The organism is Alcaligenes sp. HNGD-HTN06 (genome assembly GCF_049932565.1).
Lineage (GTDB): Bacteria > Pseudomonadota > Gammaproteobacteria > Burkholderiales > Burkholderiaceae_B > Alcaligenes > Alcaligenes ammonioxydans.
This window is the reverse complement of sequence record NZ_CP187782.1, coordinates 3153600-3167721: the sequence shown is the minus strand read 5'-3', so window position 1 is coordinate 3167721 and position 14122 is coordinate 3153600. Positions and strand designations below refer to the sequence as shown.

Below are 14122 nucleotides of genomic sequence, written 5' to 3'. Positions count from 1 at the left end.
GTTGTGCCTTTATCAGCGTTTGCCTAACAGGGCCGTTCGCAAGCCCGGTGCTGAAGTCTGCTCAGACAGCCAGATTCCAAAAAACAGGCGCGCGTACTCGGCGTCCTGAATACGGGCGGTTTCACGTCCATTGTGGAAAAAGCGGACATCGCCGGTTCCGTCCGTCACGCCCAGCAGGCGATCTTGTGCCAGGACATCCGGAAAAGCCTTTTTCATCAGGAGCAGCCATTGGCGAGCCTGCTGCTCGGAGAAGCTGCCCACACGCCGCATTTCGGCAACTGAACGCTCGGCAATGGCTTCGCCTTCCAGTTTGCGGTCATAGATCAGCTCCAGGGCGAAGGGCTGGCGTGCATACTCTTTGGGCTCGAAGTCCGGCATGGCCCACAGTCGCGCCTCGTAAACCCGCAGTCCAAAAAAGCGCATGGGACCACTGCCAACAAGATGGGCAGAGGGCAGGGTGGAGCGCAGCTCCTGGGGGGCAGCCGCTGCGGCCGCCGAGAGATTAGGGGTCATGGCAATAAGGGTAGGGGCGAGAAGGCTGATGCCCACGATCAGGGCTTGGCGTCGTCGAATATCAGTCATGGTCAGGCCTTCTCAAGGTGAACTGGACTACATCGGTGTTGCCCATATCAAAGGCAGCCTCGCAATAGGCCAGATAAAATCGCCAGATGCGCACAAAGCGCTCGTCAAAGCCCTGGCTGCGGACCGCATCGAGCTTTTGCTCAAAAGCCTGACGCCAGCGTCGGAGTGTTTCGGCGTAATCCTTGCCAAAGCTCATTGTTCGGACCACGGTCAGGCCGGCTCGCTGGGCTTCACGTTCGAAGGCCGTGACACTGGGCAGCAGCCCTCCGGGAAAAATGAATTGCTGGATAAAGTCGGAGGAGTGCAAATAACGGGCAAAAAGGTCTTCGCGCAGGGTGATGGACTGCACGCAGGCATAGCCGCCCGGTTTGAGGCAATCATGCAAAGTCTTGAAGTAGGTGCGCCAGTATTCGTGCCCGACAGCTTCGAACATTTCAATGGACACAATGGCGTCAAAGGGCTGCGCCGCGTGTTCTTTCGCCAGATCCCGGTAGTCCTGATAACGCAGATCAACCTGTTCCTGCAGGCCGGCTTCGTTTATGCGCTGCATGCCCCAGTCAAGCTGTTCGCGTGACAAGGTGACACCTGTCACCTGCGCGCCGAACTCCGTGGCCGCTGTCTGGGCAAGCGCTCCCCAGCCACAGCCAATTTCCAGCAGTCGTTGCCCCGGCTGCAGTCCTGTCTCACGCAGCGCCCGTCTGGTTTTTGCGCGTTGAGCCTGCTCCAGATCAGCCTTGTGCAAGGCCGAGCCGTCAAGACCTTCGAACCAGGCAGCGCTGTAGCTCATGCTTGGGTCCAGCCAGAGTCGATAAAAGTCGTTGCCCAGATCGTAGTGAGCATGAATGTTTTTAGCGCTGCCCGCCCGCGTGTTGCGGTGAAGCATATGGCGCAGTCTGAAGCCCAGTCGAGCCCACCAGTGACCGTACACCAGTTGTTCCAGGTGATCGCGGTTGCGGATGCACAGACGCAGCAAGCCGCTTAGGTCATCGGTGTCCCATTGACCTTCTATATAGCCTTCGGCAAAGCCAATGTCGCCCGAGCTCAGGATGCGGTCCAGCGCCTCCCACTGCCCGATTGCGCAGCGGGCGTCGGGTTCCACTGCATTTTGCTTGGGAAAATGCCGCACTTGCCCATCGGGCAACTGAAGCTCCAACTGGCCATGAGGCAGGTGCGTCAAGAGCTTCAGGACGCGGTTCGCGTGAGGTGACAAGTCGCTGCTTGCTTTTGCGGACTTGCTCAAGAGAGTGGCGGTGCTTGTATTCATCGTGTGACAGAGCGCTTGGGCGCTGGTGGTTTGCGATGGAAGGGAAGCCGCTTCGCCCACAGGCGCAGTGCTTGCCAATGGATGCGAACAATGACCCCCAGGGTCATCAGCGGCGTGCCAAAAAATGCCCTGCGTACGGTAGCCGCATTCAGGGGGTGTAGCGTTCCTTGAACACCTGTGCGTAACAGGGGGCCTGCGTCGTCGTACAGATCGACAAGCGCCAGGTTGGTAGTTTCATTGCGCGAGAATCGAAAGCGATATTCGCCGTGGGTTTCGCAAAACGGGGACACATGAAATTGCTTGCTGGCAACTTGTTCGCAATCCCAGCCCAGATGCGGCCCTGCCAGGAGATAGGCATGACGCTCACCGAAGGTGTTGTTGACTTCGGCCAGAATCGCCGCCAGCGAACCGTCGGCCCGATGGGCGTACCAGAAGCTCACGGGCTTGAAGACATAGCCCAGGACGCGCGGAAAGGTATGCAGCCAGATCTCGCCATCCGCATCCTCAATACCTTCCTGCTCTAACAGAGATTCAAACCAGGCCAGAGCGTCATTACCGCCATTGCCATGATCGCTGTCATGAAAGCTGATCCAGCCGCGTTGGTTGCGGCGCAGGACGGGGACTGGGTGTTCCCGCAGGCTACGCATGGGAAGCAGCAGGAAATAACCAGGGTAATGAAAGGCGTGCTCGACTGGCCGCAGCCGCCGATGCCAGATATGACCAAAGCCAATGAGAGCGGAGGCGCTCATACGGTTTCCTCCTGCCTGAGCTCAGTGTGGGCCGCCTGCGCCGCACGGTTCAGGGACAGCAAAACCTGGTCAGCGGCGCTCAGACCCGAACGCAAACCGTCCTCGTGAAATCCGTAGCCGCACCAGGCACCGCAGAACCAGGTCCGGCGTTGGCCCTGCAACTTTTCAAGCTGTTGTTGTGCCAGGATGGCGGCATGGTCAAAGACTGGGTGGCTGTACGTAATGCGCGCATGTACCTTGTCCGCTGCTATGGGACGGGCCGGATTGAGCGAGACCACGACGGCTTGCTGCCAAGGCAGTGGCTGCAGGCGGTTGATGAGGTAATGCAGGCACACTCCGGTTTCCTCGGAAGCCGCCGAGCTGGCGCGTTCATAATTCCAGGCCGCCCAGGCGGCCTGGCGCTGTGGCAAGACGGCAGTGTCGGTGTGCAATACGGCTTCATTGGCTTGATAACGAATGCTGCCCAGCACGGCACGCTCTGTCTGGGTTGCGTCCTGGCCCAGCAGGCGCAATGCCTGATCACTATGGCAGGCCAGCACGACAGCATCGAACTGCTCGGTACCGTGAGGCATTTCTACCATGACGCCTTGTGCTTCACGTTTAAGGCTGAACACAGGGGTGTTCAATCGGATTTCGTGGCGGCCGTCCTCTTGCAGTCGCTCAATGATGCGGCTTACGTAGCGTTGAGAGCCGCCTCGAACGGTGTGCCACTGGGGACGGTTGGTGATCTGGATCAGCCCGTGATTGTGACAAAAGCGAATCAGGGTAGCGACGGGGAAGCGGAGCATTTGATCGGTCGGACAAGACCAGATGCTGCCAATCATGGGCAACAGGTAGTTGTTGCGAAATGTGCTGCCAAAGCCATGCAGATCCAGAAAGGTTTCTATGGGCGTATTGAGTTGTGACTCAAGCTGGCGCTGGGCGATATCCGTTGTCAGACGATTGAAGCGCAAAATTTCCAGCAACATGCCAATAAAGCGTGGGCTGATCAAGTTTCTGCGCTGTGCAAACACACTGCCTAAAGAGCTACCGCTCCATTCCAGTCCCGGTCTGCCATCAGGGTGGGGAATCTGCACGGAGAAGGACATCTCCGAGGGAGCGGTTTCTACCTCCAGCTCCTTGAACAGCTTTGTGAGCAGGGGATAGGTGCGGTGGTTGAACACCAAAAAACCGGTATCGACCCCGTGGCTAATACCATCCAGGCTGAGCTCGACCGTATTGGCATGTCCGCCGAAATAAGAGTTGGCTTCAATCAGACAGACGCGATGCGTGTCTTGAGAGTGAGCAAGACGATAGGCAGCGGCCAAGCCGGATATGCCCGAACCGATGACAGCGATACGACGCATGGCAGCTCCTTGGGGTGTTGCGCAGGGGGTTATGAACCGGAAAGATCAAACAGTGAACTCATTAGTTCAAACTATAAACCTTAAATAATATTTTTGCACTATTTGGTATGCAAGATGATCTCATTCGTCCTAAAATAGATCTCATGAACGCTCGATCCTCAATCAAAGAACAAATCCAGCGCGTACGCGTAGAAGCCATCGTGACCGCTGTTAACCGTCTTTTGGCGACCAAAGGCTACGATGCCATGACGGTCGACCAAGTCGCCGCCGAGGCAGGCATGGCCAAGGCCAGCTTATATAAGCTGTTTACATCCAAGGAGGAATTGGCTGCTGCGGCGATGGTGGGCGTGCTCGATCGCGCCCTGGCTTTTGTGGATGAGCTGCGCAAACAGGCTCAGGATGCTGCTGAAGCAGGCCAAGCCATTACGGCGATTGATCAGCTCAAATCCGTGGTGCGCTGGACGATGGATACCCAATTGCAAGGGGAAATGCCGTCGCTGCCCGCGCAGAACTCAAGCCTTAGCGCCTCGCTCCAGTCAAATGATGAGTACATGGATCGCCTGATTGCCTTGAGTAATCGTCTGAGCACCTGGATTATCGAGGCGCAGACGGCAGGCAGCCTGCAATCGGGTCTGCCAGTCGAGCTGGTGCTCTACACCTTGTTTGCGCGTGCATGTGACCCTGTGGTGAGCCTTCTTAAAGAGTCGGGGCAGTACACCCACGAGCAGATCATTGAATGGGTGAGCAGCACCACCTTTGATGGTCTGGCAGGCGCGGGCCGTACGTCCTTGGCACAGTAAGACAGTCTCCGGAATCCGTCCGGCACCCCCTGCCGGACCCCGTGGCCTCGACGCTGCTCTTGTTTCATTGGTGGATGCCTGACTACACGGTGCGCCGAGGCTGCGCACCCTGCCGGTGTTGGGGACGGAGTGTGAGGGGGGCTACTTTTCCGATGTGGACATCGTGCGTCGCAGCCAGCGCATCAATAAACCCAGCAAGGGCAGCTTTTCATAAAGCTCCTCTGCCGCATCCCAATAATCGCGATGATGGGTCACCCGACCTTGTCCGTCAAAGGACAGCGCTGACGCTCCCCTGATGCAGTGTTCAAGATCCGGCTTCCAACGTTTGATGCGGAAGCGGAACTCCCATTCCAGAAAGGCTCGTTGGTCCTGGACGATCTGCTGCGTAATGACAAAGCGTGGCGAGTGCAACGCCGTAAACATGTGCTCGAAGATGCCGCGGATGGCCGCAACGCCCTCTACCTCATTGAAGGGGTCCTTGAAATGGGCGTCAGGCGCATAACAGACCTCCAGCTCGGATAGCCGGTCTGGCGTCAGCCCTTGATAAAGATGGACAAGACGGCGCACTGCCGCCGCCATATCTTCGGAACCTGTGGTCAAGTCAGCATTCATTTTTTTGGCCTGAGGGTTCAAGGAGCCGATGGGAGACCAGCAGTATAAGGCTCAAGGAAGGGGCAGGAACGGGTGAGCGGAGAATTTTGATGCCTTAAGGACGCTGTTTGCCTTGGCGCAAGGACATGAACCCCTGGCTACGTTTCAATGGTGGCTGTCTTTTGGGAGTTCACAATGCAAAGCCGTGTAGTGGGAACCGTGCTGTTAGCGGCCATCTTGGCCGGATGCTCGGCTGGCGAGCCCAACAATTCAGCCGCCTTGCCAGAGTTGGTGGAAGTGGCCGGTCCGGCGCGCGAAGTCATGCAGGCTGGTGAGTACTTGCTCGATGGGCGCCTGATTGCGTCCGATACCGTGATGTATGCCCCGGCTCCCAGCTTGAAAGTCATGAAGTATCAAGTCAGCCAGTACGACTATGATCAATGTGTTCGTGCCGAGCGGTGCAAGGCCGCGGATGCGGTGGGCCGGGGACAGGCCAAAGATCGGCCGGTTGTGGGGGTGAGCTGGCAGGACGGGCAGGATTATGCGGCTTGGCTCAGCGAGCGCACCGGCAAGCAGTTCCGCTTGCCGGATTATCTGGAATGGAGTTACTTCGCAGACCAGAAAGTGCCTGAATCGGCCCAGGGCGGGCTGGATGAGAACGAGCAGGCCGCCTTGTGGCTCCAGGAATATCAGGACAGCTATAAGCGCAAGCAGGAGCAGGAGGTGCCGTTGGCGCCCCTGGGCCAGGGAACTGCCAATGCCTATGGCGTGTTTGATGCCGGGGGACAGGTGGCCGAATGGACCAATACCTGTCATGTGCGCGTTCACCGCATCAGCATGCCCCGCGCGGAATCCCGTCTGGAAAACTGCGGCGTCCGCACCTTGGGAGGAGAGCATATCGCGGTGATGCCCGACTTCATCCGTGACCCCAAAACCGGGGCATGTTCGGTCGGCGTGCCCCCGCGCTATCTGGGTCTGCGTCTTGTCACGAAGGACTAAGGGCGCTTAGCCGCGTTCCAGAACGGCTCGGGCAAATTTGTCCAGGTCGGCAATCGTTATCTGCTTGCGCCCTGCCAGGATCAAGCCCTGATGATCCCAGCTACTGACGACACGGCTGGCCGTATACAGGGTGGTCCCAGCCAGATCGGCCAGGTCCTGTCGGGTCACGGGAATGCTCAGGGATGTCCCCTGCGCACCGCTTTGGCCCACCTGGCGAATCAGGCGCAGCAAACTGTGGGCCAGTCGCTGCTCCACTTCCAGACTGTGAATTTCCAGTAGGCGGTCGTCCGCGTCACTCAGACGTTGGGCAACTGTGTCCTGCGCCGAGCTGAGCAGGCAAGGAAAGCGTTGGGTCAGGCTGTCCCAGGACTTTTCTGGCCAGGCCAGGGCGGCGCTGCTCGTGACGCTGATGGCAGTGGCCGGGTAGTTGCGTCGCCGCAGGGCGGGGGCAATGCCAATCACATCGCCGGGCAGGGCGAAACGGACCAGTAACTGGGAGCCATTGGGCATGGTGCGTACGACCTTGATCAAGCCCTGCAGCAGCACAAAAAAATGATCGCTGCTTTGCTCCTGGCGAAAGACCTGGCTGTCCTTGTCATAGTGAATCAGCCGTCCTTCTTGCCAGAGCTGGTCGATGCTGGCCGCGTCCAGGTCAGAGAACAGGGGCAGGCTGGCTAACAAGGAGGGGTAGGAAATGTCAGTCATCACTTAAGCTTTCTGAGCGGGTTTTAAGCCCTAGTTTGCTGGCCAGCTTATGCAGATTGCTGGGGTCCATGCCAAGCTGTCGGGCAGCCTGGCTCCAGTTACCGTCGTTGTCCTGCAGAGCCTGCCGGATCAAGCGTCCTTGCAATTGTTCAACGGACTGACGCAAGGAGGGGCGTGGCACTCCCAGAGATTGCGTGGCCGCTGCCACAGGCTCCAGGGTAGAAGGTAACAAATTGAGATTATCGGCGCTAAGCGTAAATATTTGGTTACGGTCTGGCGTATCGACCAGCAGGCGGATGGTGGCACGGCTGATCAGATGTTCCAATTCGCGAACATTGCCTGGCCAATGATAAGCCAGTAAAGCGGCTTCCGCGTCGGGCGAGAGGCGAATGCCGCGCAAGCCCAGTCGGGAGCGATTCATTTCCAGAAAATGACCGGCCAGCAGCAGAATGTCTTGATGGCGTTCGCGCAAGGCCGGAATTGTCAGGGGAAAAACCGACAGGCGGTGGTACAGGTCGGCCCGGAAACCGCCTTGTGCAATCTGCTGACTCAGGTCCCGGTTAGTGGCTGCAACAAGCCGCACATTCAGTTTAATGGGGTGGTCGGCCCCCAGGCGCTGGATTTCGCCATTTTGCAACGTACGCAGCAACTTGGCCTGAATCGTCAAAGACAACTCTCCGATTTCGTCCAGAAACAGGGTGCCGCCCTGCGCGGCCTCGAAGCGTCCGGCGCGATGTTCGTGCGCCCCCGAGAAAGCGCCTTTGACATGGCCGAAAAGTTCGCTCTCCGCCAACGAATCGGGCAGAGCGGCGCAGTTCACGTAAATCAGTGGGGAGTGGTGGCGAGCCGAGCGTTGATGCAGGCGCTGTGCAAACAGCTCTTTGCCCACGCCCGTCTCGCCTAGCAAGAGAACCGGCAGTTCGGAGGTGGCAACCGTGTCCAGCAGCTGGATGACCTCCAAAAGCGCCTTGCTGTTGCCAATGATGGAAGTCGAGTTGTGGCGCGACAAATAATCAGGGGGCAGGGTAGAGAGCATGCGCAGACTGCGATTTTCCTCTTCCAGTTCGCTGATGCGGATGGCGCTTTCCAGCACCATGCACCAGTGTTTTAGTTCCACCAGCGTGGAGGCAGAAAAGGTTCCGGGGCGCAAGGCATCCAGGGTCAGAATCCCCCAGGCCGCACCTTGGATCTGCAGGGGGATTCCCACGCAATCATGGACCGGCAGCGGCTGACCCAGCTTGTCATCCAGCAGGCCATCGTAGGGGTCGGGCAGACCGCAGTTGGGCTCAAAGCGCGTCAGGCCAGGGGTATGCAAAATGCGTGTCAGCCGGGGATGATCGGCAATGACAAAATGCCGGCCCAAGGTGTCATGACCCAGACCGCTGGCCGCCACAATGCGTAATACGGTGTCGTCCAGCTTCAGCAAACCGGCGGCATCACAGCCGAAATGTCGCGCCAGCAGATGAACCATGCGCTGCAGGCGTAGCGGCCCTGGAATTTCAGTGGCCAAATCGGCAATCATGAGATCTAGCATGGGTGAAAAATACCCTTATGGTGAAAAATACCCGGTTTTCTTAGGGTAGTTTATACCTGGTTTGGAAGCGAACCATTGATCCATATCGTTTTTAAGTTGGCACGGTCTTTGCTTTAAGTGTTTTGTCATACATTTTTAAGGACGATGACATGACCCCCGACTTAGCAGAACATCGCTACACGGCTTGTGCTCCGGTTCGTCCACCGCTTGGCGGCCCGGACGATGCAAACAGGCCGGTTTTTTTTAGACATCGATTCCTTGGCGGGTCCTTAGAGACGCCGGATTCAGTAGGAGATGCTGCCGTTCTGGCTCGCTTGCAACAGCCAGGCAGCGCCTCCGTGGCCAGTCTTCTTAAACAGTTCCGCACCCCGGCAGTGCCCATGGCGCAACGGGAGACCGGGCTGGATTCTTTTTCAGGCAGTCACTCATCGCGATGGGGCAGTGCCCACTCCGCTTATGACCCCCTGCCCAGGTCCGGCCAGGACCGGGGGAGAACAGGTCGTTTGACACATCAGCGAGACGGAGAACAACATGCGTAGTAGCTACAAGAAACTATGGTGGTCCCTGGTGGCAGTCACCATGGTGACCTTTGCCATTCTCGGTTGGACTGGGGTGGAGGTGTATCGTCAAGCACCTCCGATGCCCGTCAAGGTCCTTACCCCGGATGGACGTGAATTTACATCACAGGAACAGATACATCGCGGCCAGTCTGCCTGGCAGAGCACGGGCGGAATGCAATTGGGATCAATCTGGGGTCACGGAGCCTACCAGGCTCCGGACTGGAGCGCAGACTGGTTGCACCGCGAAGCGCTGGCCTGGCTGGATCTGGCCGCGCAGCAAACCTATTCGCTCAATTACGACCAGCTCACCAGCAGTCAGCAGGCTACCTTGCGTCAGGAATTGCAGGACGAATATCGTCCCAACCGCATTGATGAGGCCACGGGTGTGCTGCAGATCAGCGAGCGGCGTGCCAAGGCCATCGACACGACGGCTCAGTACTATATTGATCTGTTTGGCGACGCCCCTGAGCTCAAGTCCAGTCGTGAAAGCTTTGCCATGAAGGACAACACCTTGCCGGAGCTGCAGCGCCGTCAGGACATGACCCGCTTTTTCTTCTGGCTGTCCTGGGCGACGGTTACCGAGCGTCCCGGCACGACCGTCAGCTATACCAATAACTGGCCGCACGAGCCCTTGGTGGACAACCATCCATCCACGGCCAATATCGTCTGGTCCATTGTCAGTATTGTTTTACTGCTGGCCGGCATCGGCCTGCTGGTCTGGATCTGGGCCTTCACCCACAAAGAGGAGGCCGCGCCGGTTGCACCCGCGACAGACCCGGTGCTGGCGTTTCGTCTGACGCCTTCGCAGCGTGCGCTGAAAAAATACGCCTTTTTGACCGTCGCCCTGTTTGTCATTCAGGTGTTTCTAGGTGGGTTTACCGCACACTACACCGTTGAAGGCCAGATGTTTTACGGCATAGACGTATCGCAGTGGTTCCCTTACTCCTTGACCCGCACCTGGCATATTCAAGCTGCGCTGCTGTGGATTGCCAGCGGCTTTTTAACCGCCGGTCTGTTTCTGGTGCCGTTGATTAACGGTGGCGAGGACCCCAAGTATCAACGCCTGGGCGTAGATGTGCTGTTCGGTGCCCTGGTCGTGCTTTTCATTGGCTCGTTTGCCGGCAACTTCCTTGCCATCAAGAATATCCTGCCTCCTGAACTGAACTTCTGGTTCGGCCACCAGGGCTACGAGTACCTGGACCTGGGTCGTTTCTGGCAAATCATCAAGTTCATCGGTCTGGCTTTCTGGCTCTTGCTGATGTTGCGTGGCATGTGGCCAGCGCTGCGCCGTGACAAGGGCGACAATCATCTGCTGGTGCTCTTGACCATTTCCACCGTGGCAATTGGCCTCTTTTACGGTACGGGCCTGTTCTACGGTGAACATACCAACATCACCATCATGGAGTACTGGCGCTGGTGGGTGGTCCACCTGTGGGTAGAGGGTTTCTTTGAAGTCTTTGCCACCGTTGCCATGGGCTTTATCTTCTTGACCCTGGGCCTGGTCTCCAAACGTAGTGCCACGATTGCCGGACTGGCTGCTGCATCCTTGTTTCTGGTAGGCGGTGTGCCCGGAACCTTGCATCACCTGTATTTCTCCGGCACGACCACGCCCATTATGGCGATTGGCGCATCCTTTAGCGCGTTGGAAGTGGTGCCTTTGATCATGCTGGGTTATGAGGCCTTCCACAACTGGAAGATGCAAAAGCAGGCAAGCTGGATGAACGATCTGCGTTGGCCCGTCATGTTCTTTGTGGCCGTGGCATTTTGGAACATGCTCGGTGCCGGTGTATTTGGCTTCCTGATCAATCCGCCGATCTCGCTCTACTACATTCAGGGTCTGAACACCACACCGTTGCATGCCCATGCTGCCTTGTTCGGGGTGTATGGTTTCCTGTCGCTGGGCTTTGTCCTGCTGGTGGTGCGCTATATCTCGCCAGAGGTTCGCTACAACGATCGTCTGATGAGTTGGGGGTTCTGGACATTGAACGGGGGGCTGGTTCTGATGATGTTCGTAAGCTTGCTGCCTGCCGGGATTATCCAGGCCTGGGCCAGCATCTCCGAGGGCATGTGGTACGCACGTAGCGAAGCGTTCATGCAGCAGCCGATTTTGCAGTCCCTGCGCTGGTGGCGCACCTTGGGTGACGTTGTGTTCATTGCCGGTGCTCTGCTCGTATTCCAGCAAGTTCTGGTACGTATCATGGCTGGCCGTCGCAGTGCCGCAGCGCATGCTGCAGGCGCAGTAAAGGCATCCTGATCCCTTGCCAGGATGGACTCTGTTCTTCTGTGAGATTCCGTCTAAGAAAAAAACCGCCTTCGGGCGGTTTTTTTGTTGCTTCTACGAGATGCTTGCGCTGCAGCAAAGAGTGCGAAGTCTGTTTGCGGTCCAATACATTCAGTAACTGTTAGATCTGAAAAACATTTAATCAGCAGGCATTACGCCTGGATCAAACCGGAGGTAGTATGGAACGTCGTCATTTCTTGAAAAGTGCTGGCCTAGGTGTCGCCGCAGGAACCACTTTGTTGGCGGCGCAAGTACAAGCCCGCGAAACAGCCGCCCCCAAAAAGAATGCGCCTTGGCTGGCAGCGCGTACGGAAGATCAGATCGCCAAGCTGGAACGGGTCAAGGTGGATCTGGTTGCGCCTCCCATGGTCCACAAGCACGAGCAAAAAGTCGGCCCCGAGCCACGTGTCGTGGAATTTCGCATGACCATTTCCGAGCGCGAGATCGAGGTCGATCGGGATGGGACCACCATGCACGCCATGATGTTCGATGACTCCATGCCCGGTCCTACCATGGTGGTTCATGAAGGCGACTACCTGGAACTCACGCTGGTGAATCCGGCCACCAACACCATGCCGCACAACATCGACTTTCACGCCTCGACTGGTGCGCTGGGCGGTGCCAAGCTGACCAACGTGAACCCTGGCGAACAAGCCACCTTGCGCTTCAAGGCGGATCGCACCGGTACCTTTGTGTACCACTGCGCTCCCGAGGGCTCGGTAGCCTGGCACGTGGTCCAGGGCATGCATGGCACGGTCATGGTATTGCCACGCGACGGCCTGAAGGACCCGGCAGGCAACGCCTTGCATTACGACCGTGTTTACACGATTGGTGAATTTGACCTCTACATTCCCCGCGACGAAAAGGGCAATTTCAAAAAATATGGTTCCTCGGCTGAAAGCTACGGCGATACGCTGGAAACCATGCGCGGCTTGATCCCCAGCCATGTGGTGTTCAACGGCAAGGTGGGTGCCCTGATGGGCGACGGCGCCATGAAAGCCAAGGTCGGTGAAACCGTGCTGTTCATCCACTCGCAAGCCAACCGCGACACCCGTCCTCACCTGATTGGCGGTCACGGCGACTGGGTCTGGGAGTTGGGCAAGTTTGATGACCCTCCTGCCAAGAACCTGGAGACCTGGTTCATTCGTGGTGGTTCTGCTGGTGTGGCACTCTACACCTTCAAGCAGCCCGGTGTGTACGCCTATGTGAACCACAACCTGATCGAGGCGATGGAGCTGGGCGCAGCCGGTCACGTGCTGGTCGAAGGCGAGTGGAACGATGACTTGATGAAGCAAGTCAGCCCTCCTGGCCCGATCAAAGCCTAAGACAGGCAGGCGGGCCCGATGTGCGGAATTGAGATTCTGGTGTACAAAGCAATTTCGCTCGGGATTTTTGGTAGTCAACAGCTAGTGCAGTAATCAAGCAGGCAGCAGGGTGGCAGGCCAAGGGCCGAAGCTACCCTGTTCAAAACACGACGTATCAGCCGGGCATGCGTTCATGCCGACTGTTTAAAGGGTAAACCCATGAGAACCGATAGCCCCGCCACCATGATGTACTCCGCCATGGCCGCTTTGCTTTTGCTGGCTGCCGCGCCTGCAGCCCACGCCGACTCCGACGAGGCTCTGAAACTGTACAAGTCCTCGTGTATGGTCTGTCACGCATCCGGTATGGCCAATGCCCCCCGTCTGGGTGACAAGGCTCGTTGGGAGCCCTTGATCGCCAAAGGTGAAGACGCCTTGATGGAGGTGGTCATCAATGGCAAGGGCGCCATGCCCCCCCGCGGTGCGGCTCCTAAAGCCACTGATGAACAATTGCGCAGTGTGGTGCGCTACATGATTGAAAAAGCCAGTTAGGGCATCGGCCTTGTCTGGGGCATTTACAAGCTCCAGTCGTAATCGATCGTCAGGGGGGCGTGGTCGCTGAAACGTTCTTCTTTATAGATCGTTGCACTGCGCGCCTTGGCGGCAATACCTGGGGTGGCAATTTGATAATCAATGCGCCACCCTACGTTTTTGGCCCAGGCCTGACCACGATTGCTCCACCAGGTGTAGCATTCGTCCGTGGTATCGGGGTGCAGGCTGCGGTAGACATCCACCCAGGCAAGCTCGCCCAGCACTTTGCTCATCCAAGCGCGCTCTTCAGGCAGAAAACCGCTGTTTTTCAGATTGCCTTTCCAGTTTTTCAAATCGGCTTCGTGGTGCGCGATATTCCAGTCACCACAAATAATGAACTCACGGCCTGTTTCGCGGTGCTCTTGCATCAGGCCCGCTATCCACTGTTCAAAATGATCCAGAAAGCGGTACTTGGCCGTTTGGCGCTCATCGCCCGATGAGCCTGAGGGCAGATAGGCGCTGATGACGCTGAGCGTGTTCCAGTCGGCGCGGATGATTCGGCCTTCGGCATCAAACTCGTCGCAGGCCATGCCCTGGGCCACGGCTTCTGCTTGGTGGCTCAAATACAGACCGACGCCGCTGTAACCTTTTTTCTGGGCATGGTGAAAGTGGCCGTGATACTGCCCGGGATGGGTCAGATCGGGTGTCAGATCCGGTTCGCTGATCTTGATTTCCTGCATGCAGACAATATGGGGCTTCTGGGCTTGCAGCCAGGCGGGCAGCCCTTTACGAAAAGCAGCCCGAATACCGTTGACGTTTAACGAGGTGACGCGTAACACGTGGCAATTCTCCTTATAGCGTCAGCACTTTAACCCGTAA

The 14122-nt window shown here is 57.6% G+C and carries 13 protein-coding genes; 5 read left to right on the top strand and 8 right to left on the bottom strand.

All coding sequences use genetic code 11. From position 1 onward, the window contains the following. Nucleotides 1-12: 12 nt before the first annotated feature. The 4 genes from ACOZ42_RS14500 to ACOZ42_RS14485 are packed head-to-tail and all read right to left on the bottom strand — an operon-like array spanning nucleotide 13 to nucleotide 3941. Nucleotides 13-582 carry a chalcone isomerase family protein gene (locus ACOZ42_RS14500; protein ID WP_003801988.1) on the bottom strand — a complete coding sequence of 190 codons (570 nt, stop codon included), beginning with the start codon at nucleotides 580-582 and terminating at the stop codon, nucleotides 13-15. Then, nucleotides 575-1846, bottom strand: a complete 1272-nt coding sequence (locus ACOZ42_RS14495) for an SAM-dependent methyltransferase (protein WP_131070928.1) — start codon at nucleotides 1844-1846, stop codon at nucleotides 575-577. Before ACOZ42_RS14495 ends, ACOZ42_RS14500 begins: the two co-directional genes overlap by 8 nt. Beyond that, nucleotides 1843-2595, bottom strand: coding sequence for a DUF1365 domain-containing protein (locus ACOZ42_RS14490; protein ID WP_131070927.1), 753 nt, complete (start codon nucleotides 2593-2595; stop codon nucleotides 1843-1845). The genes ACOZ42_RS14495 and ACOZ42_RS14490 overlap by 4 nt, the downstream gene beginning before the upstream one ends. Then, nucleotides 2592-3941, bottom strand: a complete 1350-nt coding sequence (locus tag ACOZ42_RS14485; RefSeq protein WP_415301940.1) for an NAD(P)/FAD-dependent oxidoreductase — start codon at nucleotides 3939-3941, stop codon at nucleotides 2592-2594. Before ACOZ42_RS14485 ends, ACOZ42_RS14490 begins: the two co-directional genes overlap by 4 nt. Nucleotides 3942-4084: 143 nt before the next feature. Here ACOZ42_RS14485 and ACOZ42_RS14480 point away from each other — a divergent pair, with 143 nt between their 5' ends. Beyond that, nucleotides 4085-4741, top strand: coding sequence for a TetR/AcrR family transcriptional regulator (locus ACOZ42_RS14480; RefSeq protein ID WP_039943394.1), 657 nt, complete (start codon nucleotides 4085-4087; stop codon nucleotides 4739-4741). Between the two features lie 141 nt (nucleotides 4742-4882). Here ACOZ42_RS14480 and ACOZ42_RS14475 read toward each other — a convergent pair whose 3' ends face one another. Continuing rightward, nucleotides 4883-5353 (bottom strand): nuclear transport factor 2 family protein, encoded by a 471-nt coding sequence (locus tag ACOZ42_RS14475; protein WP_131070925.1) that lies wholly within the window; start codon nucleotides 5351-5353, stop codon nucleotides 4883-4885. Between the two features lie 174 nt (nucleotides 5354-5527). On the opposite strand from ACOZ42_RS14475, the gene ACOZ42_RS14470 reads away from it, so the two are divergent. Further along, nucleotides 5528-6331, top strand: a complete 804-nt coding sequence (locus ACOZ42_RS14470) for a formylglycine-generating enzyme family protein (protein WP_426345297.1) — start codon at nucleotides 5528-5530, stop codon at nucleotides 6329-6331. 6 nt (nucleotides 6332-6337) lie between these two features. Here ACOZ42_RS14470 and ACOZ42_RS14465 read toward each other — a convergent pair whose 3' ends face one another. After that, nucleotides 6338-7036: a Crp/Fnr family transcriptional regulator gene (locus tag ACOZ42_RS14465; protein WP_003801973.1), complete on the bottom strand. Its 699-nt coding sequence runs from the start codon at nucleotides 7034-7036 to the stop codon at nucleotides 6338-6340. After that, on the bottom strand, nucleotides 7029-8570 hold the full coding sequence (gene norR / locus ACOZ42_RS14460; protein WP_426345296.1) for a nitric oxide reductase transcriptional regulator NorR: 1542 nt from the start codon (nucleotides 8568-8570) through the stop codon (nucleotides 7029-7031). The genes ACOZ42_RS14465 and norR overlap by 8 nt, the downstream gene beginning before the upstream one ends. A 531-nt stretch (nucleotides 8571-9101) precedes the next feature. Between norR and ACOZ42_RS14455 the strand changes: the two genes are divergently transcribed. The 3 genes from ACOZ42_RS14455 to ACOZ42_RS14445 all read left to right on the top strand — a co-directional run bounded on the left by ACOZ42_RS14455 (nucleotide 9102) and on the right by ACOZ42_RS14445 (nucleotide 13264). After that, nucleotides 9102-11384, top strand: a complete 2283-nt coding sequence (locus ACOZ42_RS14455; protein WP_003801969.1) for a nitric-oxide reductase large subunit — start codon at nucleotides 9102-9104, stop codon at nucleotides 11382-11384. A 206-nt stretch (nucleotides 11385-11590) separates the two neighbouring features. Beyond that, the gene (gene nirK / locus ACOZ42_RS14450) at nucleotides 11591-12736 is read left to right on the top strand and encodes a copper-containing nitrite reductase (RefSeq protein ID WP_003801966.1); all 1146 of its coding nucleotides are present in this window, start codon (nucleotides 11591-11593) and stop codon (nucleotides 12734-12736) included. A gap of 198 nt (nucleotides 12737-12934) precedes the next feature. Further along, a complete protein-coding gene (locus ACOZ42_RS14445; RefSeq protein WP_003801964.1) occupies nucleotides 12935-13264 on the top strand; it encodes a c-type cytochrome in 330 nt (109 codons plus the stop codon). Between the two features lie 23 nt (nucleotides 13265-13287). On the opposite strand, the gene ACOZ42_RS14440 is transcribed toward ACOZ42_RS14445, so the two are convergent. After that, nucleotides 13288-14082, bottom strand: a complete 795-nt coding sequence (locus tag ACOZ42_RS14440; protein ID WP_003801962.1) for an exodeoxyribonuclease III — start codon at nucleotides 14080-14082, stop codon at nucleotides 13288-13290. Between the last annotated feature and the right edge of the window lie 40 nt (nucleotides 14083-14122).

Bases quoted from the DNA above. Each gene is read 5' to 3' on its own strand.
- norR (WP_426345296.1), bottom strand. From the start codon at position 8,570: ATGCTAGATCTCATGATTGCCGATTTGGCCACTGAAATTCCAGGGCCG.
- ACOZ42_RS14455 (WP_003801969.1), top strand. From the start codon at position 9,102: ATGCGTAGTAGCTACAAGAAACTATGGTGGTCCCTGGTGGCAGTCACC.
- nirK (WP_003801966.1), top strand. From the start codon at position 11,591: ATGGAACGTCGTCATTTCTTGAAAAGTGCTGGCCTAGGTGTCGCCGCA.
- ACOZ42_RS14495 (WP_131070928.1), bottom strand. From the start codon at position 1,846: ATGAATACAAGCACCGCCACTCTCTTGAGCAAGTCCGCAAAAGCAAGC.
- ACOZ42_RS14480 (WP_039943394.1), top strand. From the start codon at position 4,085: ATGAACGCTCGATCCTCAATCAAAGAACAAATCCAGCGCGTACGCGTA.
- ACOZ42_RS14475 (WP_131070925.1), bottom strand. From the start codon at position 5,353: ATGAATGCTGACTTGACCACAGGTTCCGAAGATATGGCGGCGGCAGTG.
- ACOZ42_RS14490 (WP_131070927.1), bottom strand. From the start codon at position 2,595: ATGAGCGCCTCCGCTCTCATTGGCTTTGGTCATATCTGGCATCGGCGG.
- ACOZ42_RS14500 (WP_003801988.1), bottom strand. From the start codon at position 582: ATGACTGATATTCGACGACGCCAAGCCCTGATCGTGGGCATCAGCCTT.
- ACOZ42_RS14470 (WP_426345297.1), top strand. From the start codon at position 5,528: ATGCAAAGCCGTGTAGTGGGAACCGTGCTGTTAGCGGCCATCTTGGCC.
- ACOZ42_RS14445 (WP_003801964.1), top strand. From the start codon at position 12,935: ATGAGAACCGATAGCCCCGCCACCATGATGTACTCCGCCATGGCCGCT.
- ACOZ42_RS14485 (WP_415301940.1), bottom strand. From the start codon at position 3,941: ATGCGTCGTATCGCTGTCATCGGTTCGGGCATATCCGGCTTGGCCGCT.
- ACOZ42_RS14465 (WP_003801973.1), bottom strand. From the start codon at position 7,036: ATGACTGACATTTCCTACCCCTCCTTGTTAGCCAGCCTGCCCCTGTTC.